Below are 24,894 nucleotides of genomic sequence, written 5' to 3' on the forward strand. Positions count from 1 at the left end.
CATAAAAAACGCGCCCACGAATCGAGGCAGAGATGAGCGAAGCTGAGCAGGACCTGGACATTGCCATCGGGCACTACGCAGAACTTCTCGCGTCAAACCTTCATGCGCAACGTGCGGCCCACTTCCCTCCCGACGCCAAGAAAGTCATGCGCAGCCTGACTAGCGGCGAGGCGGCAGAGTTGCTTGGCGTCGATCATACCTACCTTCGCAAGCTTCATCGAGAAGGAAAGATCGCTGACGTCGAAACCACCGCGGGCAGCCACCGTCGGTATACACTCGATGATATTTGGGAGATCCGCCACGCCCTAGAGTCAAACGCGAAGAAGCCTGGGACCTACGTGCCGGGGCGTCGTGCCGGTGACGAGCTTCAGATTGTCTCCGTTGTGAACTTCAAAGGCGGCTCGGGGAAAACGACAACATCAGCTCACCTTGCGCAGCGCTTGGCTCTCAAGGGATATCGTGTCCTTGCGATCGATCTGGACCCCCAAGCATCCTTTTCCGCGCTGCATGGCATCCAGCCTGAGCTGGACCTGATGGAGGGTGGAACGCTGTATGACGCAGTTCGCTATGATGAACCGGTCCCGATCTCGGAAGTAATCCGTAAAACCTACATCCGAGGCCTCGACCTTATCCCCGGGAACCTAGAGCTCATGGAATTCGAACATGAGACGCCGGCTGCCATCCAGCGAGGCGGCGCCCGCGCGTTCTTTGCCCGTGTGCGTGATGCGCTCGATAGTGTTGAAGCAGACTATGACGTCGTCGTCATCGACTGTCCGCCGCAGCTTGGCTTCCTGACCATGTCTGCCTTGTCGGCGTCCTCCGGGGTGCTTGTCACCGTTCACCCACAGATGCTCGATCTCATGTCTATGTCGCAGTTTTTGCGCATGACCGCTGATCTGCTTGGCGTCATCCGGGACGCCGGCGCAAACCTTCGCTTTGACTGGCTGCGTTTCCTGCCAACCCGCTACAAGGTGGGCGACGCACCGCAAACTGAGGTCATTGCCTTCATCCGGGGGCTTTTCGGCAGGTCCGTTCTGACCAATCACATGGTCGAATCGACTGCGATTTCGGATGCGGGGCTCACAAAGCAGACGCTCTATGAGGCCGACAAGAAGGAATTCACGCGCCAGACTTTCGATCGCGCGATCGATTCCATGAACGGCGTCAACGACGAGATCGCTGCGATCATTCAGAACACGTGGGGACGCAATGGCAAGAAAGCCTAAACTTGGTCTGCCCTTGCAGACCCTGCGCAACGCGCCCGACGCACTTGAGGGGCGCAGGCTCCGAGGTGGTGTTTTCGAAATCGACCCCGGTCATATAGAGACTGCAGGTCGGCTAGATGACCGACTTCAGATCGAGATCGAGGGTCTGAGGGCTTCGATTTTCAAGAACGGCCAACGTGTTCCGATCCTAGTGCGCCCACTTGAGAATGATCGCTACAGCCTGATCTATGGCCGCCGTCGCCTTGAGGCTTGCAGAGAACTTGGGATCAAGGTCCGCGCAATTGTCACGGAAATGGAGGGCGATCAGGCGCTTCGCGATCAGTTGCTGGAAAACCAGGAGCGGCGAGATCTGAGCTTTATCGAACGCGCGCTCGTAGCCGCTGCCTTGCTTGATGGAGACCACCTGGGCGAGTCAGAACGCACCAACAAGGGTGTTGCCGAGGTTCTCAATCTGACCGAGGCCGGGGTTTCGCAGTTGCTAAGCGTTGTCCGCGCCGTAGGAGAAGATCTTGTCCTGGCCATCGGTGCGGCACCTGGGATCGGCCGACCCCGATGGGAGGAACTCAAGAAGTGTATTGGGGCTGCAGATGTGGACCACGAGCGACTCGCAGCCTTGGCCAATGAAACCAAGTCGATCCATTCGGGTGGAATAGATGAGAAGTCCGACCGGGCATTTTTGGCGGTCCTTTCTGCGGCGGGGAGGACCGAGCACTCCACTTCCTCGACTCGCGCGCGCAGCCAGCCCGAAATGGTCATTCCGGGGGTCGGTGCTGCAACCGTCACGACCGGACGCCGTGGCAAGCAACTCAAGCTCGAGTTGAAGTCCGAGGACACTGAATTTGTCAGCTGGCTTGAGGGCAACGCCCCCCAGCTGCTTACCGAGCTTCATGAGCGCTGGAAGCGATCAGAAGACTGAGGAAGAGCAACCAACAAAAAGGAGGCACGATACAGGCAAGAATGAAAAAGGCCCCGAGAAGCTAGCTTCACGAGACCTTTATTAGGTTTCGAACGGGACCAGCCCGCTACAAAACTTCAGTTTTCGCACCTCTGAATGTAGCGATCTGGCCCCTCTCCCGCAAGCGCAAAGCGATTCGCGGGCCACTCAAATTTTGCCTTCGTGAATATTTTCATGGAGTACACACCAATTTCGCCGTTTATGCGGCCGATCTCGCACGCCCATCTGCGCGTGATCGAGCGGCCCGAGGCATCTGTCCCGGGCAAGCCTGTCAACAAGTGGGAGCTTCTGCGCGAGCTGTCAAAGGCGCAGGCCGCCTTTGGGGTCTCTGAGCGCGATTTGACCGTGCTTCAGGGGCTTCTCAGTTTCTTTCCGGATGATGCGCTTGGCGGAAACACGGAAATGGTTGTCTTTCCATCCAACAAGGCGATCTGCGAGCGGCTGAACGGCATGCCTTGCTCGACGATGCGTCGTCACCTTGCCCGACTAGTAGAGTCAAGCTTGCTCATGCGGCGCGATAGCCCCAACGGGAAGCGCTATGTACGCAAGCGTGGCGAAGACCGAGTGGCCTTCGGCTTCGACCTCTCCCCGCTCTATTGCCGGGCAGAGGAGATTGCACGGGCCGCAGAGGCTGTGCGTGAGGCCGAAGACCGAGTGCGGCGGCTTAGAGAGGTGGTAAGCCTCATGCGTCGCGACCTGGCCGCTCTGGCGGAGTTCGGTGAAGAGATTCAGCCCGGGCTCGGCCTATGGGATCAGCTAAGCGACACGGCGGTTCTCACAGCCCGAGCTCTTCGCCGCAAGCTTTCGCTCGCGGATCTATCTGCCTATCGGACAGAATTGGAGAGCCTTCTCGATCAGGCACGTAACGTGATTGATGGCCCTGATACAGAAGAAATGGACACCAATGATGCCCATTTTGAGCGCCACCATCATAATTCAAATAAAGAATCTATAGATCTTGAACCTGCCTTAGAGAAAGGCGGGGCAGCGGCCGGCGCGCCAGAAGCTGATCCATGTGAGCCTGAGGCCGAGGTTGAAGAACCGGACATGAGGCGGGTGCCGAAGATCCCACTCCACTTAGTGATCGCAAGCTGTCCGTCGCTCAAGACCTTCTATCAGGGTGATATCCGACACTGGCACCAGCTCTTCGACGCGGCCTGCCACGTACGGCCAGCCATGGGGATCAGTGTTTCCGCTTGGGAAGAAGCGCAGCGCTGTATGGGCCCAGAGCAGGCCTCGATCGTCGTTGTGGCTATGTTGGAACGCTTTGCCGACATTAGATCACCGGGTGGGTACTTGCGGGCGCTGACGTCCAAGGCTGCGGCGGGCGAATTCTCTTGCGGGCCGATGGTTATGGCTCTGATCGGTCGGCGAAGTGCGGCTTAACAGCTGTTAAGTTCAGACGGGGTCGGGGCTGAGTTGGCATGACTTAACAGCTGTTAAGTCGACTCTTGGCAACCACACCGTCAACGAGAGGGAAAGGAGTGTTGGTTTGAGGGTGACGGGAAGTGAGATCGGGAGAGTGGCTTCCGGCCCCCGTCGTGGAGAAGATCTGATGACCAAAGCTGTCCAGAAAATCACCCTGTCCCCGTCCCGGGATATCCCTTTCGACAAGCTGGTGCTGAGCCAGTCCAACGTGCGGCGCATCAAGGCTGGCGTGTCCGTCGAGGAACTGGCCGAAGACATCGCCCGCCGCGGTCTGTTGCAGAGCCTGAGCGTGCGGCCCGTCTTGGCTGACGATGGCACCGAGACCGGCAAGTTCGAAATCCCGGCCGGTGGCCGTCGGTTCCAAGCATTGTCCCTGCTGGTGAAGCAGAAGCGTTTGGCAAAGACCACGCCCATTCCCTGCATCGTGCGCGATGCTGCGTCCGACATCCTGGCCGAGGACGATTCCCTTGCAGAAAACATGCAGCGCGTCGCCCTGCACCCGCTCGACCAGTTCCGCGGGTTTGTGTCCCTGCGTGACAAGGGTCAGAGCGATGCAGAGATTGCTGCCGCCTTCTTCGTGACGCCGCAAATCGTGAAGCAGCGCCTGAAACTTGCCTCTGTCGCCCCTGCCCTGCTTGAGATCTATGCCGAGGATGGCATGACGCTGGAGCAGCTCATGGCCTTCACCGTGAACCCCGATCACGCGCGTCAGGTTCAGGTCTGGGATGTGATCAATTCATCCTGGAACAAGGAGCCATTCCAGATCCGGCGCATGCTCACCGAGACCTCGGTTCGGGCGTCCGACCGGCGTGCGGTCTTTGTGGGTGTTGATGCCTACGAAGCGGCGGGCGGCACGATGCTGCACGACCTCTTCCAGGGCGATGACGGCGGTTGGCTCGAGGACCCTACCCTGCTCGATCGGCTGGTGAAGGAAAAACTCCAGGCCGAGGCTGAGACGGTTGCGGTTGAGGGCTGGAAGTGGATCGAGGTCGCGCTTGACCTGCCCTACGGCTACAGCCACGGCCTGCGGACCCTGTCCGGCGATCCGGCACCAATGACGGATGACGAAGGTGGGGCTCATGCCAAGCTGCTCGCCGAGTATCGTGAGCTCGAAGAGGAATACGCGGGACAGGATGACATCCCCGACGAGATCGACGCGCGGTTTGGCGTGTTGGAAACGGAGATGGAAAAGATCGAGTCCCGGCCATTGATCTTCGACGCGGAGGAGATCGGGCGGGCAGGGGCGTTCGTCACGCTCGACCGCAACGGCGCGCTGGCAGTCTATCGCGGCTATGTGCGTCCAGAGGATGAGCCCGTTGACGAAACCGCGGTCCAGGATGGTACTGATCCTGCGGTGTCGGGGCAGGGGGATTATCGTGATCTCACCGATGGCCATGGCAGTGCCGCTCATGGCGGAACCGTCATCACGTCGGGTGGCCAGCCGATTGGTGGCGACCTGCCGGAGGATGAGGATGACGGAGCGCTGAAGCCACTGCCCGAGCGGTTGGTCATGGAGTTGACGGCCCACCGGACGCTGGCGCTGCGTGAAGTGATCGGGCGCTCGCCGGATGTGGCGCTGACGCTGCTGCTGCTGAAGCTCGTCACGGACACCTTCCGCACCTCCTCTGCTTCGGGAAGCTGTCTCGAAGCCTCAGTGCGTCACGTCTACATGTCGGCGCAGGCGCCCGATCTGAAGGACAGCGTGGTGGCCAAGCTGGTCGACGAGCGTCATGCGGAATGGGAAGCCGATCTGCCGCTTGGCGACGATGCAGCGCTCTGGGACTATCTGACGGTCCTCGACCAGGGCAGCCGTCTGGCTCTGCTGGCGCATTGCCTCAGCTTCGGCGTCAACGCGCTGCATGAGAAGGTGAACCCATACGGAGCAGGCATCTCTGCTGGCGGTCTGACCCGGCGGATGGCGCATGCCGATCTCGTGGCGCGCGCGACAGGTCTCGATATGGTCGAGGCGGGCTGGGAGCCGACGGTCGACACCTATCTCAACCGCGTGCCCAAGGCCCGCATCCTCGAGGCCGTGCGCGAGGCCAAAGGGGAGGGGACTGCCCAGCTCCTCGATCACCTGAAAAAAGGCGAGATGGCCAGTGAGGCCGCGCGCTTGCTGAAAGGCAGCGGCTGGTTGCCCGAGGTCCTGCGCCGGAACGATTTCGTGGCGCTGGACGGTGAGGGCTGTGCCGAAGGGCAAGGGGTGGATGTCGAAGCGGCTGATAGCGTCAGTGAAGCTGACCTTCCCGCATTTCTGACGGATGCCCTGCCTGCTGAAGGCGCGTCGATGCTGGCCGCGGAATAGCGTGATCCAGCGGGGGGCGGATATTCCGCCCTCAATCACCCTATAGTGTAACAATATCAATAAGATGAGTGCAGTTACTCGCATTCAGAATGAGGAATCATGTCTGCAACAACCATCATCGACACCGCGCCCCTCGGGGCGCTCATTCGCTACACCGACGGCAGTCCCAAGCCACCGGCACGCTTCACAAAGAAGCTGGCGGCCTGGGAGCGGTCGAACGGTGTCGGCCGCCTTGTGAAAAAGGAGCCACCCCGGCCTTACGCGACCTGGACGGCACCGGCCTCCTTCACGCTGCATGAAGGCAACTTCTCCTCGGACGGGGTCATTCTCGTGACCATCATGCGCAGCCATTCGGCTGACAGCGCCCTCGTCTTTGAGGTGGCCGAGGAGCCGAAGCCCGGGCAGGTCCGCGTGCTTCTCGACTTCGGCGGCAACTCCGAGCTGCTGCATCTGGCCGCCTCCGTCACCGCCGCCGAGCTTTGGATCGCCAAGGAAGGATACCGCAACGCGCGGCTTGAAATCGTCGGCGATGAAAACAGCGATAGGGCAGGGGGCACGGATGTGGCAGCCTGAGCCCAACTGAAACCGAGGGGCCCGCCAAAGCGCGGGCCTCTCATCCATCACAACCTTGCCCCGCGAAGTCGCGGGGCACCAAGGGAGCCATCCCCAAGCAAGGACGTCTTCAACCAAGAGCCTGGCCGGAAAGCTGGCGGCATTTCCAAGCATCAGCGGGACAACAGGCTCCAGTCGTCAGGGCACCATCCCCCGCTCGCCATTCCCTTCCTTGGCCCGAATCCTGTCTTCGAGATCAACCCGCGAGGGGTCGGACTACGGGCGAGCCCGTGCCGCCGGGTGGATTCGGGCGAGCCGAACGCACCCGGTGATGTCAGCCAGTCTTCGGGCCTGCGAGGTCCTGTCGCGCGGGGGATGGTCCCCCGCCTCCAAGACAGGAGCCAAACAGATGTCCCGCAAAGATGCACACGCCTTCGCAGCCTCCCTCGCCGCCACCCTCATGGTCTCGATCGTCGTCTTCCAAGCCGGGGATGGAACCTATGGCGCCATTCCCGCCGATGAAATCGACGGCGACGAAGTTCAGGTGCTGGTTGAGATCGACCCGTGGGCTTAGGCCCACGGTTTCGAAAAGGGCTCGGCGTCGGGGCAGGGTCACCGATCCGACCCTTTCAACTGTCAACGGCCCCGGCCGACTGTCAAAATGAGCCAACAATGGTCGGCATAGCTATCCTGACGCGATTGGAGCACACGTCACGGCACTCGATGGCCCTACGAAAGCCGCTTGAACATGGACGTGCTACGCCGCAAGCTGTTCTGTGTCGGGTTGAGGTGCCACAGTATGCTCTATAAATCATTGATTTCGTTATATGGATCATCACTGGCGGGTAAATCGGCTCCCGCTGACGACTTGGTTTGGCACTTCACGCCGTCCGAAGACCTGAAACTCTTTCGCGAGCATGCGCTCGACGCACTGCAGCAGGCCAAAGTGTACCTTCTCGATCATTTAGCAGCAGCCTACGCCGATTCTCTACATGACGCTGTCGCCAAACAGGCAGCCGAAACCGGTCTACCGGCCATGGCGATCCTTGGTGAGGTAAAACTACCTGCTGACGTCGTTTGGGTAGAGTTCGACGATCGAGAGCTGGGCGTCGCACGCTTCGAACGGGCTTCTTCTGTGACTAGGTATGACGACAAGCCGTCAGGCACCGGCTTGCGCGGCTATCTGCTTGATGATCGTAACGAGCACCATTTGCGCATCACGATGTTCCATCGCCGTGAGAATTCGCGTGTCGTCGACCCGATCTGCGCCTTGCTCGTCAAGCGAACGCCGGCAGGAGAGCTGAACTATGATAACGTCGAAGTCGAGCTGAGCCGTTCCGTGGTCGATTTCCGCGTGCGGAGCGGAGATACGATGGAAATGATCAACGGTCGACGCACGGTGCATCAGGTTGAAACTGGCTACGATCTCTTCATTCCATACGCGCTCTTTGCCATGCTTGACTCGCCGGATCTGGGCGGAATCATCCCCACGGAAACCGAGACATTCACCAGCAAGAACACGAAGACTGCCCGGAAGTTTGGCAAGTCCTGGATCCTTGGTGCCCAGAAATCACATCTGACGATCCGGATTGGCCCGAAGGCCGCCGCGCACATGGCGGAAAGGACCGCTCGCCTTGAATTCGAATGTCAAACCCAAGACGCGCGCAACGGACCCATGCGTCACTGGGTTGCCGAGCATGAGCGGCACTACCGCAGCGGCAAAGTTGTTCTGGTCAAAGGGCACCACCGCGGCTATGCGCCTGCTCCCAATCTGCCTACTCGTGTGATGGGGCCAAAACCCGACGAGACAGCGTTCGAGTTTCCCGCAGTCGAGCCGTCAAATCCAAAATGATCCGGCCGCGTAGCGCCTTCATGCCGCCAGATCGTCCTTCGATTTTCCAACAGCCAGCGCCTTCACGAACCACTGCGGTTTGCGCCCGTGACCGGATCAGGTGAGCGCAGGGTTCTCAGTGTGACGGTACTTCACCGGGGCAGGCACACGCTTGGTTTTCGTATCTGTGCCGACGAGTTCGGCAAGGAAATAGCCCAGATCCCGAGCGAAGGCTTCCACCTTGGCGCGGGCTTCCGCCTTCTGCCGATCCTCACAGGTGGAGATAGCCGAGCCGACGCCCTTCTGCATTTCTCCAGATCCTTGAGTGACAGCGCCGCGAGACCGCAATCAGCCATGCAGAGCCTCGTGTCTTGAATGCTCCGGTATCGATGCCAGCGTCGGCATAGCCCACAACTCCGGTTAGACGTGGCCACGGTTGGCGGGGGTTGATTATCAGCAGTCGCCGCCAGAGTGGTGCAGGGATTAGGTTCAGATAGGTCCGACTGGCAAGATGACAGGGTCCGGCATGTGCTCTCTGCGCCTCTCTGTCCTCTGGGTCCTTCCTTCGACTGACAATCCCCTAATCCCGTTCGGTCTCCTGCGCGCAACCCCGCGCCAGCCCGGGCCGTGTTGCCCCTTTGGGGCTGCCCGCTCCACCCCGGTCCTCTGGGGGTTTCCGGCGTCCATGCTGTCCACCGTGCACGCGTCACCCGACGGGCTTTTTCAGGGTCTTGTCGAAGGGACGGTCCCGAAGACAGGAAACACAGGAGCTTATCATGCAGAACATCGTCATCCTCGCCGGCAACATCGGTCAGAACCCCGAAGCCCGCACCACCCAGGGCGGCACCCAGATCACCAACTTCAGCCTCGCCACCTCGCGCCCCCGCCTCTCGGAAGGTCGCGTGCTGCGCGACGACAACGGCTACCGGGTCATGGACACGGAATGGCACCGCATCACCTGCTTCAACGGTCTCGGCAAGACGGTCGCGGAGCATTGCGAAAAGGGCATGAAGGTCCTCGTCCACGGCCGTATCCACTACAGCAAGTGGATCGACAGCATGGGCAATGACCGCTACGGCTGCGAGATCATCGCCGAGAAGGTCGACTTCCTCAGCCGTCTGAAATCGGCCGAGGGCCAAGACCCCGAGTTGGTCGACCGCGACGACGAGATCCCGTTCTGAGGAACGGGGTCTCCCCCTCGGGCCCGGCGGGACAACCCGCCGGGTTCGGGGAGCGCCGTAGCCGGTTAGGTCCAGTCTGGCGCTGGCGCACTTATTGACAAACTTTGGCAATCTATGCCATCTTCATGAGAAAGGAGATCAAGACCATGGCCACGATGAATGTCTCATTGCCCGATCCGATGAAGACCTGGGTCGAGGCGCAAACCAAGGATGGGCGCTACAGCAACGCCAGTGACTACGTGCGCGATCTAATTCGCCGGGACCAGGACCGCCACCGCGCCATTGCGGAGCTGCAACAGCTCGTCGATGAGGGCATCGCCAGTGGTCCCGCGCGGCATTTGGATGTCGAAGCATTCCTTGCCCGCAAGCGAGATCAGAATGCCGACACCAAAGGTCACTGAATACCGACTGTCCCCCGCAGCACTAAGCGATCTGGACGCGATCTGGGATTACACCCTGAGCATCTGGTCTGTTGGCCAGGCTGAAACCTACATCCGCGCGATTGTCAGTGATATGTCTCTGCTGGTTCGACACCCTGAAATCGCGCGCGAACGACTTGAAATTCGCCCACCGGTGCGGGTGTACCGCTCAGGGTCCCATCTTATCCTTTATCGGATCGAAGACAGCTGGCTGGACGTGCTGCGTATTGTGCATGCGCGGCAAAACTGGACGGCTTATCTCAACGAATGATCTTGGCTTCGTGCCAGAAAAGCCAGCGGTCGATGTTTCGCTATCATATGAGGATTTGTCCATGAAACCCGCTGACGAAGACCGCATCGCGGCCAACCTTGCGAAGATCATGGCGCTGATCTGCATCCGGAATACACACCTCGAAGACCTGCACGCAGGCAAGGTGCCGATAACCAGGACGGGGGATTATTCCGATGTCTTCGTGATCGATGCGGAGGGTCGGAAAATACCATGGTTTGAGGCCGCCCATATCGACGACGTCCAGATGGCAAGCCTGATGCAGGAAATCGTCAATCGCCTATTCACGTTTCACATGAAGAGCGATGATCCGGGTTTCCGGGATGACCTTGATCGTTGGATGGCTGTCGCTGGCAAATGGGATGATCCGGTGCTGGATCAGGCCTTCCTTGATGCAATGGCCAGCTTGAAGTCTCGCCCGAACAATTAGATCAGCGCCCGGTGTCACTGTGTCTGCGCCGGGCTGCTTGCCGACAGGCGGCGCTCCCATCTCAGCCTGTGTTTGAGAGTAAGAGCGAGGCTGGTTGCTTTCGCGATGGGTTGAAGGCTGGGAGAGTGGCTTCCAGCGCCTATCACGGAGGAATAGCCAATGGGCATTGTGGAAGTTTTGGACCCTGTGCAGCCCGCACGGACGGGTGGCTACAAGGTGGATGTGAGCCGGGGTGAGCGGAACGGGCGGGTGTCGTCCGAATGGTTCAACCGGCCCGATGACGAGCGGTATCTGTCGCTCGACGATCTCTGGGCGAGCGTAAAGGGTCGCTCCGAGCGCAGCCGCAGCCGGGTGGTGCAGACCGCCGATATCCGGGTCGAGGCCGCCCGCGACAGCGCCGAGCGGCTGCACCTGGTCTTGCCGAAAGCGCAGGAGCCGGTCGCGCCCACGCATTGGGCCTTCGGCCAGCTCGCCAGCATCGTCGGCGCGCCGGCCTCCTACCTGCGGCAGCTGCCCGCGCCATTGGCGGGGATCAACCTGCAATACGGTCTGACCAATCACCGCGCCGAGCAGGTGAAGACCTTCGAGACCGAGGATGGCCGCACGGAACTGCGTGCCGTCACCGGTCCTGACTATGGCCGGATCCATGACCATGAGCTGGTTGAGGCGGTGCAGCGCATCGCCGGCAATGGCACGGGTGACACGCGCTGGAAGGTGCCGGGCGTGCTCGACTGGTCGACCGGGGTCTACAATCCCGATGTCGAAATCAGCCGTGATACCACCACGCTTTATGCCTCGGACCGCGATGTCTTCCTGTTCCTGGTCGACGATCGCAACCCGATCGAGGCTGGCAAGCTGCCCGATGGCTCCCCCGATCTCTATTTCCGGGGCTTTTATTGCTGGAATTCCGAGGTGGGCGCCAAGACGCTCGGCATGGCCAGCTTCTATTTGCGCGCGGTCTGCCAGAACCGCAATCTCTGGGGCGTCGAGGACTTTCAGGAGATCAAGATCCGGCACTCGAAATACGCAGCTTCCCGGTTTGCCCACGAGGCAGCGCCCGCGCTGACCCGGTTTGCCAATTCCTCGCCGCAGAGTTTCATGAATGGCATCAAGGCGGCGCGACAGCAGATCGTGGCACGCAGCGACGAGGATCGCGCGGACTTCCTGCGCAAGCGCGGATTCTCAAAAGCGGAGTCGGGCAAGATCATCGAGAAGGTGCTGATGGAAGAGGGCCATCCGCCCGAGAGCATCTTCGATTTTGTGCAAGGGATCACGCGTCTGGCGCGTGAGAAACCCCAGCAGGACGCGCGGCTCGACATGGAAGGGCGCGCGAAGAAGCTCCTCGACCGGGTGGGGTGACCTGAGTTGGGGCGCCTCGCCGGCGCCCCACTGAAATCGCCGTGAAGAGCCCATTTCGCCAGATGCTGCGCAGCAGACGGGTGGACGTTTCCGGCTAACTTCCCATAAACCGCCGTCTTGCTTCTACGGCTATGTTGTAGCGTTGCTGCAGGTCGGCGATCAGGGCCATTGCAACGCGTTTGGCGTCATCGCCCTCTGCTTCCCTGTAGCTTTGCTTCGCTGCCTCCAGCAGCTTCTTGATCTTGAATTCCTCGGGCAGTGTGCCTGCTTCGGCCATTATGCGGACCGCCACTGCTGTCGCCATATCGGTAAACGCCTCGCCCGAGCGGTCGGGCAGCGGTTTCCCCTCGCCTTCAAGGCCGCGTAATTTGCCCTCTGCGAGGGCTTTCAGGATTTGCCGTTCCACTAGCCGGTTAAGAGACTGGGTCATGCTATATTGCTGCCTTCTTCCTGATGCCGCCGAGGCAACTATAGCTTAGAAACAAAGCCGACCTTGGAAGTTCTATGCCGAACGTCGGAAAGGTTCGCATTGCCGACATAAGTTTTCATCATCCGCCGCCCCTTCGAGGAAGAGGGCGGCGGTTTGGTTTTTGACGGATGAGGTGGGGAGAGAGGCTTCCCGCGCCGTCGGAGATTTTCACATGTTTGACCTTCCCCTCCCAGTCCCGCCGACCACACGCCAAACCGGCTTTACACCGAGCTTCCCGAGTGCGGTTGCAGATCACGGCTTGCCGTTCGCCCTGACGATGGCAGCCCGAGCGCCTGCCGCCATGATGTCGGGGCAGGCCCGCCAAAAGGTTCTCGATCGTTTCGCCACTCTGGCCAAGGCCATGCAGGGTGCGATCGATCACGCAGAGCAGTTCACGCCCGATAATGCACTGCAAATCCTGGCGATCCTCGACCGTGACGAACGCCTCGTTCTGGCCGGGGCCGCCAGCGACGGCGCTGTGGCCTGGTGCCATCCTGTCGCCAATGCCTCCGAGGCCCGGGCGGTGGTGCGTGAGGCGAGTGAGCTGCGGGCGCAATCTCTTCGCGCCGCCGACTGGCGCGAGCCCGATCTTGCACAGCGGCTGCGTCACCGCGCCGATCTCTTTGAGGCGCGTCTTGTCGATCCGCTCTGGCGCACCTTCGCGGCCCGCGCCCTGCGGATCGCCGCGTGACGCCCGAGAGGCAGAGGAGGGCAGGGGGGAAGGTTTGAACCTTGAGGGGACGAGAGAAAGCCCCGTGGTTCACACCCTTCCACCTATCAAGGAGAAAACCCATGTCCCAGACTGAACCTACCCTCGCCGCGCCGATGGCACCGTCCAGGATCGATTTCGCCGCGATGCTGGCGCGACAGGCAGAACGCGATGCTCGGGTCACGGCCCTGCGTCCGGCGAACAAAGAGCGGCTTTTTGACGGTCTTGCCGCGGCGGGCATCACCCATGTCACTGTGGTCTTCGACGGTTACGGGGACAGTGGCCAGATCGAGAGCATTTCGGCCTGGGTCGGCGAGACGGCCGTCGACTTCCCAAGGACCCAGATCGCCTACGCCGCGCTGACATGGGATGCTCCCGAGGTCGAGATGCGGCAGCTTTCGCTCGAAGATGTCGTCGAGCAGATGGCCTACGATTTTCTCAGCGACACCCACGGAGGATGGGAAAACAACGACGGCGCCTATGGCGAGTTCTGTTTCGACGCCGCGGCGCGCTGCATCCATCTGGAGTTCAACGAGCGCTTCACCTCGTCCGAACTCTACAATCATGAATTTTGAGGGGGCGAGCATGGCACATCCCTATCATCACGCCCTTTCCTCGGTGAAGAAATGGGGCGGCACAGTCGACGATACCTTGGCCGTGCACACCTGGTTCGATGCCAGCAAGCAGATCACAGCAGACTTCCGGCATCGGGCGCTGCGCCACCATGCCGAGGGCATCTTCATGGCCGAGACGATTTTTGGCCCGACGCTGACCCTTTCGACAGGGCGCGTGATCCCGACCCGTTGGGTGGGCGAACAGCACGTGAAGGAAGACCTCGGCTTCATCCCCAGCTTTGCAGACTGGGTAAAGACGATCCGACCCGAGCCCTGGATGGGCCGGGCTGAGAAGATTGAGGCGCAGGTTGATCCGCATAGAACCTCAGTCGTGGCGGAGGGCACCTGAAATGAGCGACCCCGCCTATCTGCGCCTCGACGTGCCAACGACGGCTTCCGCCTGCGCCGTCGTCCGCGCGGCGATCCGCGCCCTTCATCCGGACACCTTGGCGGTGCGCAGCTTTCGAGAGGCGCGCAAGCGCTTCTACCGCGACATGCTCCGCCAGCATGCGGCGCGGCAAACACCTGCGGAACCCCGGTCCGGCTGATCGTTGGGTCCAACCGCACCAATACAGTCCATCCCCCAAACCTTGCCCGGCCCTTCGGCCGGGCTTCTTTCCATCTGGAGACCCCTATGGCTGACTATTTCACCCACTTCTCGTGCCTCATCGATGTGGGCACATCTGCAAACGCCATCCGTGCGATCGAACTCTTTGTCCAATTGCGCGACGAGGATGATTTAACCGACGATCCTCGGTTCAGTGGCTTTGAGCTGTCACGACAAGACGGGCCTGAGAGCAGCGTTCTCTGGATCCACGACGACGACAGCGGCGACGTCGAAGGCGTTATCGCCTTCGTGCTGCGGCTTGCCGAAGACCTCGATCTGACCGGTCTCTGGGGATTTGAGTATGCCAACACCTGTTCACGACCCCGATTGGATGCGTTCGGCGGTGGCGCACATGTCATCGATCTTGGTGCACGCACGACAATCGGCTGGACCAATACCAATGAATGGCTTGCCGCAGCGCTAATCGGGGAGGAGGTCGATGCCTGAGATCATTTGCACCACGGTCTACCAGTTCCCGGAACTGTCCGACGCGGCCAAAGACTTGGCCCGCAGTTGGTATCGTGAACTCGGGCCGCATGACGATTGGTGGGATGCGGTCTATGATGATTTCGAGCGCGTCTGCGAAATTCTCGGCATCCGCCTGAAAACCACGCCCGTTCGGTTGATGGGCGGCGGCACGCGCCAGAAACCCTGCATCTGGTTCTCCGGCTTCTGGAGTCAGGGCGATGGCGCGTGCTTTGAAGGGTATTTCCGCCATGCCAAGGGCGCGAACAAGCGCATCCGCGACTATGCCCCGACGGATTCGACCCTGCATGGCATCGCCGACCGGCTGTTGGCCGTGCAGCGCCGAAACTTCTACCAGCTTGTCGCCGAGGCGAGCCATCGGGGCCGATACTCTCACGAATATAGCATGTCCGTGGACGTCACACGCGACAGCGCGACATGGCAGCCCCCCACCGAGGATGCCGAAGAGATCGTGACCGAGGCGCTGCGCGACCTTGCCCGCTGGCTCTACCGCCAGCTTCACGCCGAGTATGACCACCTCACCTCGGACGACGCCATCGAGGAGGGGATCATCGTCAACGAATATACCTTCACCAAAGGAGGACGGCGGTTCGGGTGAACCGCCACGCCATCTTGCCTGTCGGGGGGGACGGCTACCTTGCGAGTGACCGCACGAGTGCCACCAATGGCTCGAAGTCGTGCTGATCGGCGGCTCTGAGTGCTGTGATGTAGGCTGACCGGTGCGCACTTTCGGCGTTCAGCGTTCCACCACCAGACCAGTCGAGGAAGATATCCGGATCGATCTTCGCCAAGTAGGCGTCCGCCATGATCCGCGCCCAACGTCCATTGCCGTTCGCAAAGGGATGGATCCAGACAAGACGATGATGCAGGCGCGCCGTGGCTTCCAGCGGCTCGAAGCTTTTGTGGTCGCGCCAGTACCGCGCATCATCGAGGCAGGTGCGCAGCTCTGTTGAGATGTGCCAGACCGGTACCCCGATGTTCTTGTCGGTCAGACGGAAAACGCCTGCCCAGTCCCAGACTTCCCCGAACAGGCGTTTGTGGATTTCGCGCACCGCGGCATCTGTCAGGACGTCAAACGATTTTGGGCGCCGGTCGAGCCAGGTAAGGCCTGAGATGATGTTCTCCCCTTCGAGTTCGTTCAGCTCGCCGCGCGTCGCAATGTGCTTGGCCTTGAGGCCAAGCAACTCGTCGGGCGTCAGGGGGGTGGCGCCGCAAGGTTCGTGAAGCTCGAGCGTCATTGCCAGAAATCCCGTCGACCTTCACGGATGATGTCGGCGGCGAGTTCCTCGATCATCTCGGCTTCGCTGCGCAAACCTTCTGTCTGCTCCTCGAGAGCCATATGCGCCCGGGTGCGCTGGATAATGCGTCGTGCCTTCGCACGGGCTTGGGCCAGAACGATCTGTTCAACGGGGCCTTCGCGCGGGATGATTGTATAGACAAGGCGGCCGCCCATGGCTTCGGCGATCTTCTCCAGTTGGTTCACGGAGATGGTTCCGGCCTGTTCGTTCTGGATCGCGGCATAGATGTTGTTTCGTGAAATCCCGAGGCGTTCAGCAAGGGCCGGGGCATTCATTCCGATCGCTTCCTGGAAGGTGGCGATCCAGCCGCCGATCGGCTTTGCAAGAGACTTCGCTAGGCTGGCAGCCTGGTTGATCCTCTCTTGGGCCTGTCTTTGCTTCGCTCGAGTAACTGACATCTACCAACCTGTGATCTTGCATTTGCGGTCATTCCGCCATGCCACAGTATGGCATTAAGATAAAATATGCAATGCTATAGATTTGCATCGCTATCGACTACGATACGCCACAGCATGGCGGATAGTCCATGCTTGCAATGCTACCGAATTGCAAGTCTGATGATCCGGCACAGGCCTCAGCTAGAAACGCATCCGCAACTACGCTCCACAGGACGCGACCCTGCACGGCATCGCCGACCGGCTGCAGACTATCCGGCGGCGGAACTTCTATCAGCTCTGCGCCGAAGCCAGCCACCGGGGCCGCCACGCCCACGAGTATACCATGTCCGTGGATGTCACACGCGATAGCACAACCTGGCAGCCACCAACGGATGACGAGGAGGAGATCGTGACCAAGGCGCTGCGCGACCTTGCCCGGTGGCTTTACCGCCAGCTTCAGGTTGAATATGACGACCTCAACTCCGACGAAGTCATCGAGGAGGAGATCATCGTTAACGAATACACCTTTACTGAGGCTGGGCGACGGCTTGGGTAACTGGGCCAATCATGCGGCGGAAGATACAATCTCTCCGTATCTCAAGGCGTGTTTGAATATTCGCTCTATCAAACCGCCTGAACGGGATCAGCACCAAATTATTGTAAACGGCATCGTGTCTTGCGGAAAACCCCGGCAAGCCCTAGAAAGTCGCTGACTTTATGCAGAATTGGTTAATGCCGAGACATCTCTTTTCTCTCTTGCTTGCGATTGCCGTCGCATTTTTCGGCGTACTTCCGCATGCGGCAATGGCTGGCGAGATGCAGAGAACGTCGGTGTCTTGTCACAATGAACAAACTGTGGTGAGTGGTCACTCCGATGCAATGGAGCATTGCGGCGGTCCGGATCATGCAATGCCCGGAGCCTGTGCAGTCGCCTGCCTCGGGTCAATTGCAATCTGGTTTACGTCATCGGACGCGGTGCCTATCGCATTTCGCCCGATTTCGCATCGGGCTGCGGTGTCCCTCGTTTTACGCGGGCGCCCCAGCGATCCGGCCGACCGCCCTCCCAAATCCATATGAACGGTTGACACGCGGAGCCGTGCTGCGGCTTCTGACCGATGCGCCCCTTTGGGGGCATGATGGATTTATTCAGAATGAGACATGAACTGACACGCCGCGGCTTTCTGGCTGCATCCGCAGCCTTGGCTGCCACCACCGCCTTACCGCGTTTGGCCTTCGCGCAAACCACACCCCTTACCTTGACTGCACAGACGCGGGTGATCGACGTCCGTGGTCGCGCCGCCACCGTCATGGGCCTGACCGATGGAATGGGCAGGCAAGGACTGTTCCTCGACCCCGGTCAAAGATTCCGCGTGGATCTGACCAATGCTCTGGACGAGGAGACGATCATCCACTGGCACGGTCAGATCCCGCCCAACGCACAGGACGGCGTGCCGAACCTGCCGATGACGCTTTTGCAGCCCGGCGAGACGCGCAGCTACGACTATGCGCCGATGCCCGGCACGCACTGGATGCACAGTCATGTGCCGGTGCAGGAGATGAGTCTGCTCGCCGCCCCGCTGATCGTGCGGCGGCCCGAGGATCTGACTGCTGATAGGCAGGAGGTCGTGATGTTCCTGCACGACTTCGCGTTCCGCCCCGCAGCCGAGGTGTTGGCCGAGATCACGCAAGGCGCTGCCCATCATGACATGAGCAGCATGGACGCACCGGCACAGAACCTGAGCGGGATGTCGGGCAAGGATCATTCCGGCATGTCCATGCCCGGAATGACCATGGGCGGGATGGGCGCAGGCGGAATGGTCATGGACCTCAACGACTTTGACTTCGACGCCTATCTCGCCAATGACCGCACGCTCGCCGACCCAGAGGTGATTGCGGTCGAACGTGGGGGTCGTGTTCTGTTGCGGGTGATCAATGCCGCTGCAGCAACGTCCTTCTGGATCGACACAGGCGGGGTCTCTGCGCGTCTGGTGGCGGTGGACGGTCACGGTGTTGAGCCGGTGGCGGGCACACGCTTCGGTCTTGCCATGGCGCAGCGTCTTGATCTGGAAATCGACTTGCCGGACGCGGGTGCCTTCCCGATCCTCGCCCTGCGCGAAGGAGCGAGGGAGCGTACCGGCATCATTCTCGCCACTGCAGGTGCCGAAGTGCGCCGGATCGACGATCTGGCCGAAACGGAAAGCAGCGCGTTTGATATCGATCTCGCGCAAGAGGGGCTGCTGCGAGCAGCACGGGCGCAAGGCGCGCCTTCGCTGGCACCGCGCCCGGTGGACCGTTCGCACATGATCATGCTCGGCGGCGCGATGCAGCCTTACCTCTGGACCATCAACGGGCAGACTTGGGGCAGCCACACGCCGATCACCGCCAAAACGGGCGAACGGGTGCATCTGACGTTCCACAACATGTCGATGATGGGGCATCCGATGCACCTGCACGGGCATGTGTTCCAGGTGGTGAACGTCAACGGACGCAGCCTGGACGGTGCGATCCGCGATACGGTCTATGTGCCACCGATGACGATGGTGACGGTCGCACTTGATGCGGGCGAGGCAGCACGCTGGATGCTGCATTGTCATCACATGCCACATCTGTTCACCGGCATGATGACAGAGTTCGCCGTCTCAGCCTGAGACGCCCGCTATCGGAGGAGAATGTCCCCCGGTGGCGAAACAATTTCACAGGCGCGTTTTATCCCGATGGCCAAGTGCCGGAGGCAAGAGTGCCGCACTCCCGCCGCAAGGGTCGGCGAAGACAGATTGGAGATCGTATCATGAACAAGGGACTTATCGGCGCACTCGTTGTTGTCATCATGGCCGTGGCCGGCTGGTATTGGACACAAGGCCAGACCACCGAAGAACCAGTTTCCGCCTCTGCCCCGGACGGCGCGCAGATCGCAGGAGCGCCTTTGGCGGATGTCGTCGTGCCCGAGGGGCTTTCGGCCATGGCGCAGCAAGGCGAAACTTATTTCAACGCGGTCTGCGCGTCCTGCCATGGCACGAATGCCGCCGGGCAAGACGGCGTCGCACCGCCGCTGGTTCATCAGATCTATGAGCCTGGCCACCACGGGGACATGGCGTTCGTTCTGGCGGCGCGGAACGGGGTACGAGCACATCACTGGCCGTTCGGCGACATGCCACCGGTAGAAGAACGGCTTACGGATGGTGAACTGGGTGCAATCGTTGCTTATGTGCGCGAGTTGCAGCGCGCCAACGGGATCAACTGATGGGGCGGAATTCCGGTTCAGCCCATGTTCGCGCATTCGGCGAACCGGCTTGAGGCCCGGCATCCTCATTCTGGCAGGGATCGTCCTTTTGGGGACTGCCTGGGTCGCGATCCATCTGTTTGCGCGCGACGGTGCCGCGGTGGCGCGCGGCCGCGTCCTTTACGACACGAACTGCGCCGTCTGCCACGGCCGAAATCTGGAGGGTCAGCCGGACTGGCAAAGCGCGGGGTCTGACGGGCGTCTCCCCGCGCCGCCCCATGACGCCACCGGCCATACCTGGCATCATTCCGACGCCGATCTGACCGCCTACATCGCCCTTGGTGGCGCGGAGGCGCTGGCGCAGATGGGTGTGACCTTCAATAGTGCCATGCCGGGTTTCGGAGACGTGCTCAGCACCCAAGAAATCGCGGACATCCTGGCTTATATCAAATCGCACTGGCCCGAGCGCGAGCGCCAGGTCCAAGCGGAGCGTAGCGCGTCCGACGGCAGATGACCGAACGACGCACCATGGGGCGGCTCAGACCGAAGCCGCAGGATATCCGGCCTCTGCCAGCGACGTCTTGACACGCGCCGCGTCAGTGCTGCTCTCGACCGATATGCGTCGCGCCGCCATATCGAACTCGATGCGTGCCGCCGGGTCGAGGGCGTGGATCGTTTTTTCGACCGTCGCCTTGCAATGGCCGCAGCTCATGTCGGGAATGTGGAACGTTATCATGCATATCTCCTTTTTTGGTTTGTCTATAGATCAACGCGCCGCAACCGCAGCGCATTCGTAATAACCGAGACCGAAGACAGGCTCATCGCCGCCGCCGCGATCATCGGCGACAGCAACAAGCCTGTGACGGGATATAGCAGCCCTGCCGCGATCGGCACGCCGACGGCGTTGTAGGCGAAGGCGAAGAACAGGTTCTGATTGATGTTGCGCAGTGTAGCGCGGGCCAGTTTGCGTGCCCGGACGATGCCCATGAGGTCTCCACCGAGCAAGGTGATGCCTGCGCTTTCCATCGCGACATCGGCACCCGTGCCCATGGCGATGCCAACGTCCGCGGCTGCCAAGGCGGGGGCGTCATTCACCCCGTCGCCCGCCATCGCGATCTTGTGGCCATCCTTGCGCAACTGGTCGATCAACTTTTTCTTGTCTTCCGGCAGGACGCCCGCGCGCACTTCGTCGATGCCCAAGGTCGCTGCTACCGCTTGCGCTGTGCGCTCATTGTCGCCGGTTGCCATGATCACACGCAGCCCTTGGGAGTGTAGTTCCTTGATCGCCTGTGCGGTTGAGTCCTTGATTGGATCGGCTACCGCCACGATGCCCGCAAGGGCGCCATCAACCGCGACGAACATCGCCGTCTTGCCCTCCGCACGCAGCGCATCAGCCTTTTCCTCGGCCTGTGTCGTCTCAAGGCCCATCTCTTGCATCATAGCGGTATTGCCGAGGGCGACGGCGTGCCCGCCGACGTTGCCGCGCACGCCCTTGCCGGTAACAGCCTCAAAATCCGCAGCCTCCTGCCGTGCAGCGCCTTGCGCTTCGGCCCCTTCGACAATGGCTTCGGCCAGAGGATGTTCCGAGCCACGTTCAAGCGCAGCGGCCAGCGAAAGAATATCAGTCTCAGTGACATCGCCAAGGGTAACGGTATCGGTCAGCTTTGGCTTGCCCATGGTCAGGGTGCCCGTCTTGTCGACGATCAGCGTATCGACGCCTGCCATGCGTTCCAGCGCCTCGGCATCCTTGATCAGCACACCCGCCTGTGCTCCGCGCCCGGCCGCTGTGGTGATCGAGATCGGGGTGGCGAGGCCAAGTGCGCAGGGGCAGGCAATGATCAGAACCGAGACGGCAGAGGCGATAGCAAAGACCAGCACCGGTTCGGGCCCGAAGTTCATCCACATCACAAAAGCGAAGATCGCCACCCCGACCACGGTCGGCACGAAGATCGCCGAGACACGGTCGGCCATGCCTTGAATCGGCGCACGCGAGCGGCGCGCGTTCGATACCATGGCCACGATCTGCGCCAGCTCTGTATCAGCGCCGACCTTGCCCGCCTCGATCACCAAAGAGCCGTTCTTGTTGATCGTGGCCCCGGTCACCGCATCGCCCGGACCCTTTTCAACAGGCATTGACTCGCCGGTCAGCATGCTTTCGTCCAATGAGGATCGCCCGTCGACCACCACGCCATCGACCGGAACCGCATCACCCGGCCGCACCCGAAGCCGGTCGCCCTCCATGATGTTTTCCAATGGTGCGTCGTATTCAGTGCCGTCTGGCAGAATACGCCGTGCGGTCTTTGGGGCGAGGTCGAGAAGTGCGCGGATCGCGTCACCGGTGCGTTCCCGCGCTCGCAGTTCCAGCACCTGGCCTACGAACACCAGCGCGATGATCACGACCGCCGCCTCGAAATATGTGCCGACACCTTGGCCCATCCGGTAGACTTCGGGGAAGACGCCCGGCAGGAACGTCGCCACGATGGAGTAAAGATAGGCCGCCGCCACGCCGAGGCTGATCAGCGTCCACATATTGGGCGCGCGGTTGATCATCGAATCCCAGCCGCGTTTGAAGAATGGCAAGGCCGCCCAAAGCACGATGGGCGTTGCGATCACGAACTCCAGATAGCTGGCGGTCTGATGGCCGATCCAGTCCCGCACAGGCAAGCCAACGAGCTCGCCCATCGTCAGCACGATGAGCGGGACCGCTGCGGTCGCCGAGATCCACATCCGGCGCGTGAAGTCGGTTAGTTCCTCGCTGGGCTCGTCCGAAGGCAGCATCGGCTCCAGCGCCATGCCGCAGATCGGGCAAGGCCCCGGCGCGTCGCGGACGATCTCGGGATGCATCGGGCAGGTGTATTGCACGTTGGCGGGTGCGGCCTTCTTGCGCCCTTCGGCGCGGCCCGAGGCGTAGAACCACGGATCGCCTTCAAACTTCGTCTGGCATTTTTCAGAGCAGAAATGGAAGGTCTTGTCCTCGAACTCTGCGTGCCGCGTATCGGACCCGACCGCGACCGTCATCCCGCAGACCGGATCCTTTGCCGTTTCAGCGCCTTCGGGAATGTTTGACTTTGCGTGCTGATGATCGTGGTCCATATCGTGCCGACTTTCTTTTGATTTGTTTCAGCGTGAGGCATCCAGTCACTGGAACATCAAGCTATTTTTTATGCTGATCGTGATCGGTCTCGCCTATGGGATTGCGAGCGAGAAAGACGCCCACGAACGCGAACACCAGTGCCATGCCGATGACGCCAAGTATGACGATCAGCGGGTCGGATTGCCATTTCATCGCCGCGAAGGCGGTCAGGACCACGGCGTCCAGTGCGATCGCGGTCAACATCACCCAGCCGCGTGCCCCGATCTCGTGGCATAGGTTTCGGTAAACGCCCGCGTGAATGATCATGTCCATCACGAGATAGAAGAAAGCCCCAAGCGAGGCGATGCGGCTAAGGTCGAAGAAAACCGTCAGGACACCTGCAATCACGACGGTATAGACCAGAGTGTGATCCTTGATCGTGCCGGGCATCCCGAAATGGCTGTGCGGGATCATCTTCATCTCGGTCAGCATGGCCAGCATCCGCGTGACGGCAAAGACGCTCGCGATCAAGCCCGAGGCGGTGGCGACAAGCGCCAGCGCCGCCGTCAGATAGAAGCCGGTCTGCCCGAGTGCCGGCCTGGCCGCCTCTGCCAAGGCATAGTCCTTGGCCGCTACGATGCGGTCGAGTGTCAGGCTGGAGCCGACTGCGAAGGCGACAAGCAGATAGACGATCACGCAGATTGCGATGGATAGAACGATGGCCCGGCCAACGTTGCGGTGCGGTTCGGTGATCTCGGCCCCGCTGTTGGTGATGGTAGTAAAGCCCTTGAACGCGAGGATCGACAGGGCAACAGAGGCCACAAAGCCGCTAGCACCCGTATCCTGACCGGTTGCCTCGAAGTTGAAGCCGCTCGCCCAGAGGCCTGCGACTCCGAAAAGCGCAATGCCGCCGACTTTGATGACAGCCATGATGATGGACAGAAGTCCGACCGAGCGGCTGCCTGATACATTGATAATATATGCAACGATGATCAACCCGACGCCAATGATCGGGACGAGGACACTTTCCGGGTCGCCGCCAAAGGCCCGCAGCGTGTAGGTGCCGAAGGTCCGTGCGACGAGACTTTCGGCGATGACCATCGACAGTGCCATCAGGAGTGCTGCCCCGGCTGCGACCGTTGTCGGGCCGTAGGCTTTCTTCAGAATCATCCCGATGCCGCCCGCCGACGGAAAGGCGTTCGACATCTTGATGTAAGTGTAGGCACTGAACGCGGTCACGATCGCACCGGCGACGAACGAGAGAGGAAAAAATGGCCCTGCAAGCTCAGCAATCTGTCCGGTCAGCGCGAAGATGCCCGCACCGATCATCACACCTGTGCCCATGGCAACCGCGCCCGGCAGAGTGATGCTGTTCTCTTTATAGCCTTCTGCCATCAGGTTTTCTTTCCAGAGTGTTGCCTGGTTGCGATCCAGAGAAGGGGCAATCCGGTGATCAGACCGAGCCCCAGCACCGCCCATGTGGTCCGACCAATATCGCCGCTGACAGCTTCACCGCCAAAATGCGCGAGGACAAAACTCGCCGGAATGATGCCCGCCAGCGTCGCCAGTGCGAAACGCCAGGCGTGCAGGCGGCTGAGCCCCGCTGCGTAGCTGATAACGTCGAAGGACACGAAGGGCATCAGGCGGCTGGCAAATACGGTTCCTGTCAGCGCGTTCTGCGATCCGAGCAGTCCGGCATCAACTCGATCACCGAACACTCGCCGCAAGACATCATGCCCCAGAACCCGTGCCAGACCGAAGGCAATCAGCGCCCCCAGTTCGGCTCCGATCACCACCTGAACGGTGCCCCAGACATGCCCATAGGCAGCACCTGCGGCCAGGGCTATCGGTGCGCTCGGAATGGGACTGGCGACCACCGCAACGGTCATGAGGCTGATGATCAATAGAGGGCCCCAGAGGCCCGCGCGCGCCACCAATGTCTCAAGCGTTTTGCGGTCCAGAAGCTGCTGGGCATCAACCAGCAGCGACGGCGCAAACCACCACACCCCGAGAGCGACCAGCCCGAGGAATGCAATCGTCGCCAGGATGCCGGTGCGCAAGCGCAT

General features: G+C 61.0%; 30 protein-coding genes and 1 pseudogene. 22 read left to right on the forward strand and 9 right to left on the reverse strand.

Annotation, left to right across the window (positions count from 1 at the left end):
• Positions 1–32: 32 nt before the first annotated feature.
• From repA to OE750_RS17395, 7 genes are all read left to right on the forward strand, one after another.
• Positions 33–1,226, forward strand: coding sequence for a plasmid partitioning protein RepA (gene repA / locus OE750_RS17365; protein WP_263765575.1), 1,194 nt, complete (start codon positions 33–35; stop codon positions 1,224–1,226).
• Positions 1,210–2,142, forward strand: coding sequence for a plasmid partitioning protein RepB (gene repB / locus OE750_RS17370; protein WP_263765576.1), 933 nt, complete (start codon positions 1,210–1,212; stop codon positions 2,140–2,142). The genes repA and repB overlap by 17 nt, the downstream gene beginning before the upstream one ends.
• A gap of 213 nt (positions 2,143–2,355) precedes the next feature.
• The gene (gene repC / locus OE750_RS17375; RefSeq protein ID WP_263765577.1) at positions 2,356–3,567 is read left to right on the forward strand and encodes a plasmid replication protein RepC; all 1,212 of its coding nucleotides are present in this window, start codon (positions 2,356–2,358) and stop codon (positions 3,565–3,567) included.
• 169 nt (positions 3,568–3,736) lie between these two features.
• Positions 3,737–5,914, forward strand: coding sequence for a ParB/RepB/Spo0J family partition protein (locus tag OE750_RS17380; RefSeq protein ID WP_263765578.1), 2,178 nt, complete (start codon positions 3,737–3,739; stop codon positions 5,912–5,914).
• Positions 5,915–6,013: 99 nt separating this feature from the next.
• Positions 6,014–6,487, forward strand: a complete 474-nt coding sequence (locus OE750_RS17385; protein ID WP_263765579.1) for a hypothetical protein — start codon at positions 6,014–6,016, stop codon at positions 6,485–6,487.
• Between the two features lie 388 nt (positions 6,488–6,875).
• Positions 6,876–7,040: a hypothetical protein gene (locus tag OE750_RS17390; protein WP_198362932.1), complete on the forward strand. Its 165-nt coding sequence runs from the start codon at positions 6,876–6,878 to the stop codon at positions 7,038–7,040.
• Positions 7,041–7,265: 225 nt separating this feature from the next.
• On the forward strand, positions 7,266–8,318 hold the full coding sequence (locus tag OE750_RS17395) for a hypothetical protein (protein WP_263765580.1): 1,053 nt from the start codon (positions 7,266–7,268) through the stop codon (positions 8,316–8,318).
• Positions 8,319–8,336: 18 nt separating this feature from the next.
• Here the strand turns inward: OE750_RS17395 and OE750_RS18220 are convergent, their stop codons facing one another.
• Together OE750_RS18220 and OE750_RS18175 are read right to left on the reverse strand one after the other, a co-directional pair.
• Entirely contained in the window at positions 8,337–8,384 is a 48-nt protein-coding gene (locus OE750_RS18220) for a hypothetical protein (RefSeq protein WP_412176243.1), read from the reverse strand.
• Positions 8,385–8,414: 30 nt separating this feature from the next.
• Positions 8,415–8,606 carry an H-NS family nucleoid-associated regulatory protein gene (locus OE750_RS18175; RefSeq protein WP_318528005.1) on the reverse strand — a complete coding sequence of 64 codons (192 nt, stop codon included), beginning with the start codon at positions 8,604–8,606 and terminating at the stop codon, positions 8,415–8,417.
• Positions 8,607–9,073: 467 nt separating this feature from the next.
• Between OE750_RS18175 and OE750_RS17405 the strand changes: the two genes are divergently transcribed.
• The 5 genes from OE750_RS17405 to OE750_RS17425 all read left to right on the forward strand — a co-directional run bounded on the left by OE750_RS17405 (position 9,074) and on the right by OE750_RS17425 (position 11,975).
• A complete protein-coding gene (locus OE750_RS17405) occupies positions 9,074–9,478 on the forward strand; it encodes a single-stranded DNA-binding protein (RefSeq protein WP_263765581.1) in 405 nt (134 codons plus the stop codon).
• Between the two features lie 125 nt (positions 9,479–9,603).
• Positions 9,604–9,879: a type II toxin-antitoxin system ParD family antitoxin gene (locus tag OE750_RS17410; RefSeq protein WP_412176240.1), complete on the forward strand. Its 276-nt coding sequence runs from the start codon at positions 9,604–9,606 to the stop codon at positions 9,877–9,879.
• Complete coding sequence (locus OE750_RS17415; RefSeq protein WP_263765582.1) at positions 9,857–10,168, forward strand: type II toxin-antitoxin system RelE/ParE family toxin; 312 nt, start codon at positions 9,857–9,859, stop codon at positions 10,166–10,168. The genes OE750_RS17410 and OE750_RS17415 overlap by 23 nt, the downstream gene beginning before the upstream one ends.
• A gap of 61 nt (positions 10,169–10,229) precedes the next feature.
• Positions 10,230–10,616, forward strand: coding sequence for a hypothetical protein (locus tag OE750_RS17420; protein ID WP_263765583.1), 387 nt, complete (start codon positions 10,230–10,232; stop codon positions 10,614–10,616).
• A gap of 159 nt (positions 10,617–10,775) precedes the next feature.
• Positions 10,776–11,975, forward strand: coding sequence for a DUF932 domain-containing protein (locus tag OE750_RS17425; protein WP_263765584.1), 1,200 nt, complete (start codon positions 10,776–10,778; stop codon positions 11,973–11,975).
• A gap of 94 nt (positions 11,976–12,069) precedes the next feature.
• Here the strand turns inward: OE750_RS17425 and OE750_RS17430 are convergent, their stop codons facing one another.
• Positions 12,070–12,405, reverse strand: a complete 336-nt coding sequence (locus OE750_RS17430; RefSeq protein WP_047998252.1) for a DnaJ family domain-containing protein — start codon at positions 12,403–12,405, stop codon at positions 12,070–12,072.
• Between the two features lie 211 nt (positions 12,406–12,616).
• Here OE750_RS17430 and OE750_RS17435 point away from each other — a divergent pair, with 211 nt between their 5' ends.
• The 6 genes from OE750_RS17435 (at position 12,617) to OE750_RS17460 (ending at position 15,458) form a co-directional block, all read left to right on the forward strand.
• Positions 12,617–13,135 (forward strand): DNA repair protein RadC, encoded by a 519-nt coding sequence (locus OE750_RS17435; RefSeq protein ID WP_263765585.1) that lies wholly within the window; start codon positions 12,617–12,619, stop codon positions 13,133–13,135.
• A 101-nt stretch (positions 13,136–13,236) separates the two neighbouring features.
• Positions 13,237–13,728: a DUF6878 family protein gene (locus OE750_RS17440; RefSeq protein ID WP_263765586.1), complete on the forward strand. Its 492-nt coding sequence runs from the start codon at positions 13,237–13,239 to the stop codon at positions 13,726–13,728.
• Between the two features lie 10 nt (positions 13,729–13,738).
• Entirely contained in the window at positions 13,739–14,116 is a 378-nt protein-coding gene (locus OE750_RS17445) for a DUF6915 family protein (RefSeq protein ID WP_263765587.1), read from the forward strand.
• 1 nt (position 14,117) lies between these two features.
• Positions 14,118–14,315, forward strand: a complete 198-nt coding sequence (locus tag OE750_RS17450) for a hypothetical protein (protein WP_263765588.1) — start codon at positions 14,118–14,120, stop codon at positions 14,313–14,315.
• Positions 14,316–14,401: 86 nt separating this feature from the next.
• Positions 14,402–14,821: a hypothetical protein gene (locus OE750_RS17455; protein WP_263765589.1), complete on the forward strand. Its 420-nt coding sequence runs from the start codon at positions 14,402–14,404 to the stop codon at positions 14,819–14,821.
• Entirely contained in the window at positions 14,814–15,458 is a 645-nt protein-coding gene (locus tag OE750_RS17460; protein ID WP_263765590.1) for an antitoxin of toxin-antitoxin stability system, read from the forward strand. Before OE750_RS17455 ends, OE750_RS17460 begins: the two co-directional genes overlap by 8 nt.
• A 34-nt stretch (positions 15,459–15,492) precedes the next feature.
• Here OE750_RS17460 and OE750_RS17465 read toward each other — a convergent pair whose 3' ends face one another.
• Positions 15,493–16,098, reverse strand: a complete 606-nt coding sequence (locus tag OE750_RS17465) for a mobile mystery protein B (RefSeq protein WP_263765591.1) — start codon at positions 16,096–16,098, stop codon at positions 15,493–15,495.
• Positions 16,095–16,556, reverse strand: a complete 462-nt coding sequence (locus OE750_RS17470) for a helix-turn-helix domain-containing protein (RefSeq protein WP_263765592.1) — start codon at positions 16,554–16,556, stop codon at positions 16,095–16,097. The genes OE750_RS17465 and OE750_RS17470 overlap by 4 nt, the downstream gene beginning before the upstream one ends.
• A gap of 187 nt (positions 16,557–16,743) precedes the next feature.
• On the opposite strand from OE750_RS17470, the pseudogene OE750_RS17475 reads away from it, so the two are divergent.
• The 4 genes and pseudogenes from OE750_RS17475 to OE750_RS17490 form a co-directional block, all read left to right on the forward strand.
• A pseudogene (locus OE750_RS17475) lies at positions 16,744–17,091 on the forward strand (antitoxin of toxin-antitoxin stability system); the annotation flags it as partial.
• Between the two features lie 595 nt (positions 17,092–17,686).
• Positions 17,687–19,183, forward strand: coding sequence for a multicopper oxidase family protein (locus OE750_RS17480; RefSeq protein WP_263765593.1), 1,497 nt, complete (start codon positions 17,687–17,689; stop codon positions 19,181–19,183).
• Positions 19,184–19,323: 140 nt separating this feature from the next.
• Positions 19,324–19,776 carry a c-type cytochrome gene (locus OE750_RS17485; RefSeq protein WP_263765594.1) on the forward strand — a complete coding sequence of 151 codons (453 nt, stop codon included), beginning with the start codon at positions 19,324–19,326 and terminating at the stop codon, positions 19,774–19,776.
• Positions 19,777–19,825: 49 nt separating this feature from the next.
• Positions 19,826–20,269, forward strand: a complete 444-nt coding sequence (locus tag OE750_RS17490) for a c-type cytochrome (protein ID WP_412176241.1) — start codon at positions 19,826–19,828, stop codon at positions 20,267–20,269.
• 24 nt (positions 20,270–20,293) lie between these two features.
• Here OE750_RS17490 and OE750_RS17495 read toward each other — a convergent pair whose 3' ends face one another.
• From OE750_RS17495 to OE750_RS17510, 4 genes are all read right to left on the reverse strand, one after another.
• A complete protein-coding gene (locus tag OE750_RS17495) occupies positions 20,294–20,491 on the reverse strand; it encodes a heavy-metal-associated domain-containing protein (RefSeq protein ID WP_207013790.1) in 198 nt (65 codons plus the stop codon).
• A 23-nt stretch (positions 20,492–20,514) separates the two neighbouring features.
• Entirely contained in the window at positions 20,515–22,848 is a 2,334-nt protein-coding gene (locus OE750_RS17500; RefSeq protein ID WP_263765595.1) for a heavy metal translocating P-type ATPase, read from the reverse strand.
• 61 nt (positions 22,849–22,909) lie between these two features.
• Positions 22,910–24,223: an APC family permease gene (locus OE750_RS17505; protein ID WP_263765596.1), complete on the reverse strand. Its 1,314-nt coding sequence runs from the start codon at positions 24,221–24,223 to the stop codon at positions 22,910–22,912.
• Entirely contained in the window at positions 24,223–24,894 is a 672-nt protein-coding gene (locus tag OE750_RS17510) for a TVP38/TMEM64 family protein (protein ID WP_263765597.1), read from the reverse strand. Before OE750_RS17510 ends, OE750_RS17505 begins: the two co-directional genes overlap by 1 nt.

This window comes from Lentibacter sp. XHP0401 (genome assembly GCF_025751535.1).
Classification (GTDB): Bacteria; Pseudomonadota; Alphaproteobacteria; order Rhodobacterales; family Rhodobacteraceae; genus Lentibacter.

Excerpts from the sequence above, each read along its gene's own strand:
- repA (WP_263765575.1), top strand. The coding sequence starts at position 33 with ATGAGCGAAGCTGAGCAGGACCTGGACATTGCCATCGGGCACTACGCA.
- repB (WP_263765576.1), top strand. The coding sequence starts at position 1,210 with ATGGCAAGAAAGCCTAAACTTGGTCTGCCCTTGCAGACCCTGCGCAAC.
- repC (WP_263765577.1), top strand. The coding sequence starts at position 2,356 with ATGGAGTACACACCAATTTCGCCGTTTATGCGGCCGATCTCGCACGCC.
- OE750_RS17380 (WP_263765578.1), top strand. The coding sequence starts at position 3,737 with ATGACCAAAGCTGTCCAGAAAATCACCCTGTCCCCGTCCCGGGATATC.
- OE750_RS17385 (WP_263765579.1), top strand. The coding sequence starts at position 6,014 with ATGTCTGCAACAACCATCATCGACACCGCGCCCCTCGGGGCGCTCATT.
- OE750_RS17390 (WP_198362932.1), top strand. The coding sequence starts at position 6,876 with ATGTCCCGCAAAGATGCACACGCCTTCGCAGCCTCCCTCGCCGCCACC.
- OE750_RS17395 (WP_263765580.1), top strand. The coding sequence starts at position 7,266 with ATGCTCTATAAATCATTGATTTCGTTATATGGATCATCACTGGCGGGT.
- OE750_RS18175 (WP_318528005.1), bottom strand. The coding sequence starts at position 8,606 with ATGCAGAAGGGCGTCGGCTCGGCTATCTCCACCTGTGAGGATCGGCAG.
- OE750_RS17405 (WP_263765581.1), top strand. The coding sequence starts at position 9,074 with ATGCAGAACATCGTCATCCTCGCCGGCAACATCGGTCAGAACCCCGAA.
- OE750_RS17410 (WP_412176240.1), top strand. The coding sequence starts at position 9,604 with ATGAGAAAGGAGATCAAGACCATGGCCACGATGAATGTCTCATTGCCC.
- OE750_RS17415 (WP_263765582.1), top strand. The coding sequence starts at position 9,857 with ATGCCGACACCAAAGGTCACTGAATACCGACTGTCCCCCGCAGCACTA.
- OE750_RS17420 (WP_263765583.1), top strand. The coding sequence starts at position 10,230 with ATGAAACCCGCTGACGAAGACCGCATCGCGGCCAACCTTGCGAAGATC.
- OE750_RS17425 (WP_263765584.1), top strand. The coding sequence starts at position 10,776 with ATGGGCATTGTGGAAGTTTTGGACCCTGTGCAGCCCGCACGGACGGGT.
- OE750_RS17430 (WP_047998252.1), bottom strand. The coding sequence starts at position 12,405 with ATGACCCAGTCTCTTAACCGGCTAGTGGAACGGCAAATCCTGAAAGCC.
- OE750_RS17435 (WP_263765585.1), top strand. The coding sequence starts at position 12,617 with ATGTTTGACCTTCCCCTCCCAGTCCCGCCGACCACACGCCAAACCGGC.
- OE750_RS17440 (WP_263765586.1), top strand. The coding sequence starts at position 13,237 with ATGTCCCAGACTGAACCTACCCTCGCCGCGCCGATGGCACCGTCCAGG.
- OE750_RS17445 (WP_263765587.1), top strand. The coding sequence starts at position 13,739 with ATGGCACATCCCTATCATCACGCCCTTTCCTCGGTGAAGAAATGGGGC.
- OE750_RS17450 (WP_263765588.1), top strand. The coding sequence starts at position 14,118 with ATGAGCGACCCCGCCTATCTGCGCCTCGACGTGCCAACGACGGCTTCC.
- OE750_RS17455 (WP_263765589.1), top strand. The coding sequence starts at position 14,402 with ATGGCTGACTATTTCACCCACTTCTCGTGCCTCATCGATGTGGGCACA.
- OE750_RS17460 (WP_263765590.1), top strand. The coding sequence starts at position 14,814 with ATGCCTGAGATCATTTGCACCACGGTCTACCAGTTCCCGGAACTGTCC.
- OE750_RS17465 (WP_263765591.1), bottom strand. The coding sequence starts at position 16,098 with ATGACGCTCGAGCTTCACGAACCTTGCGGCGCCACCCCCCTGACGCCC.
- OE750_RS17470 (WP_263765592.1), bottom strand. The coding sequence starts at position 16,556 with ATGTCAGTTACTCGAGCGAAGCAAAGACAGGCCCAAGAGAGGATCAAC.
- OE750_RS17480 (WP_263765593.1), top strand. The coding sequence starts at position 17,687 with ATGAGACATGAACTGACACGCCGCGGCTTTCTGGCTGCATCCGCAGCC.
- OE750_RS17485 (WP_263765594.1), top strand. The coding sequence starts at position 19,324 with ATGAACAAGGGACTTATCGGCGCACTCGTTGTTGTCATCATGGCCGTG.
- OE750_RS17495 (WP_207013790.1), bottom strand. The coding sequence starts at position 20,491 with ATGATAACGTTCCACATTCCCGACATGAGCTGCGGCCATTGCAAGGCG.
- OE750_RS17500 (WP_263765595.1), bottom strand. The coding sequence starts at position 22,848 with ATGGACCACGATCATCAGCACGCAAAGTCAAACATTCCCGAAGGCGCT.
- OE750_RS17505 (WP_263765596.1), bottom strand. The coding sequence starts at position 24,223 with ATGGCAGAAGGCTATAAAGAGAACAGCATCACTCTGCCGGGCGCGGTT.
- OE750_RS17510 (WP_263765597.1), bottom strand. The coding sequence starts at position 24,894 with ATGCGCTTGCGCACCGGCATCCTGGCGACGATTGCATTCCTCGGGCTG.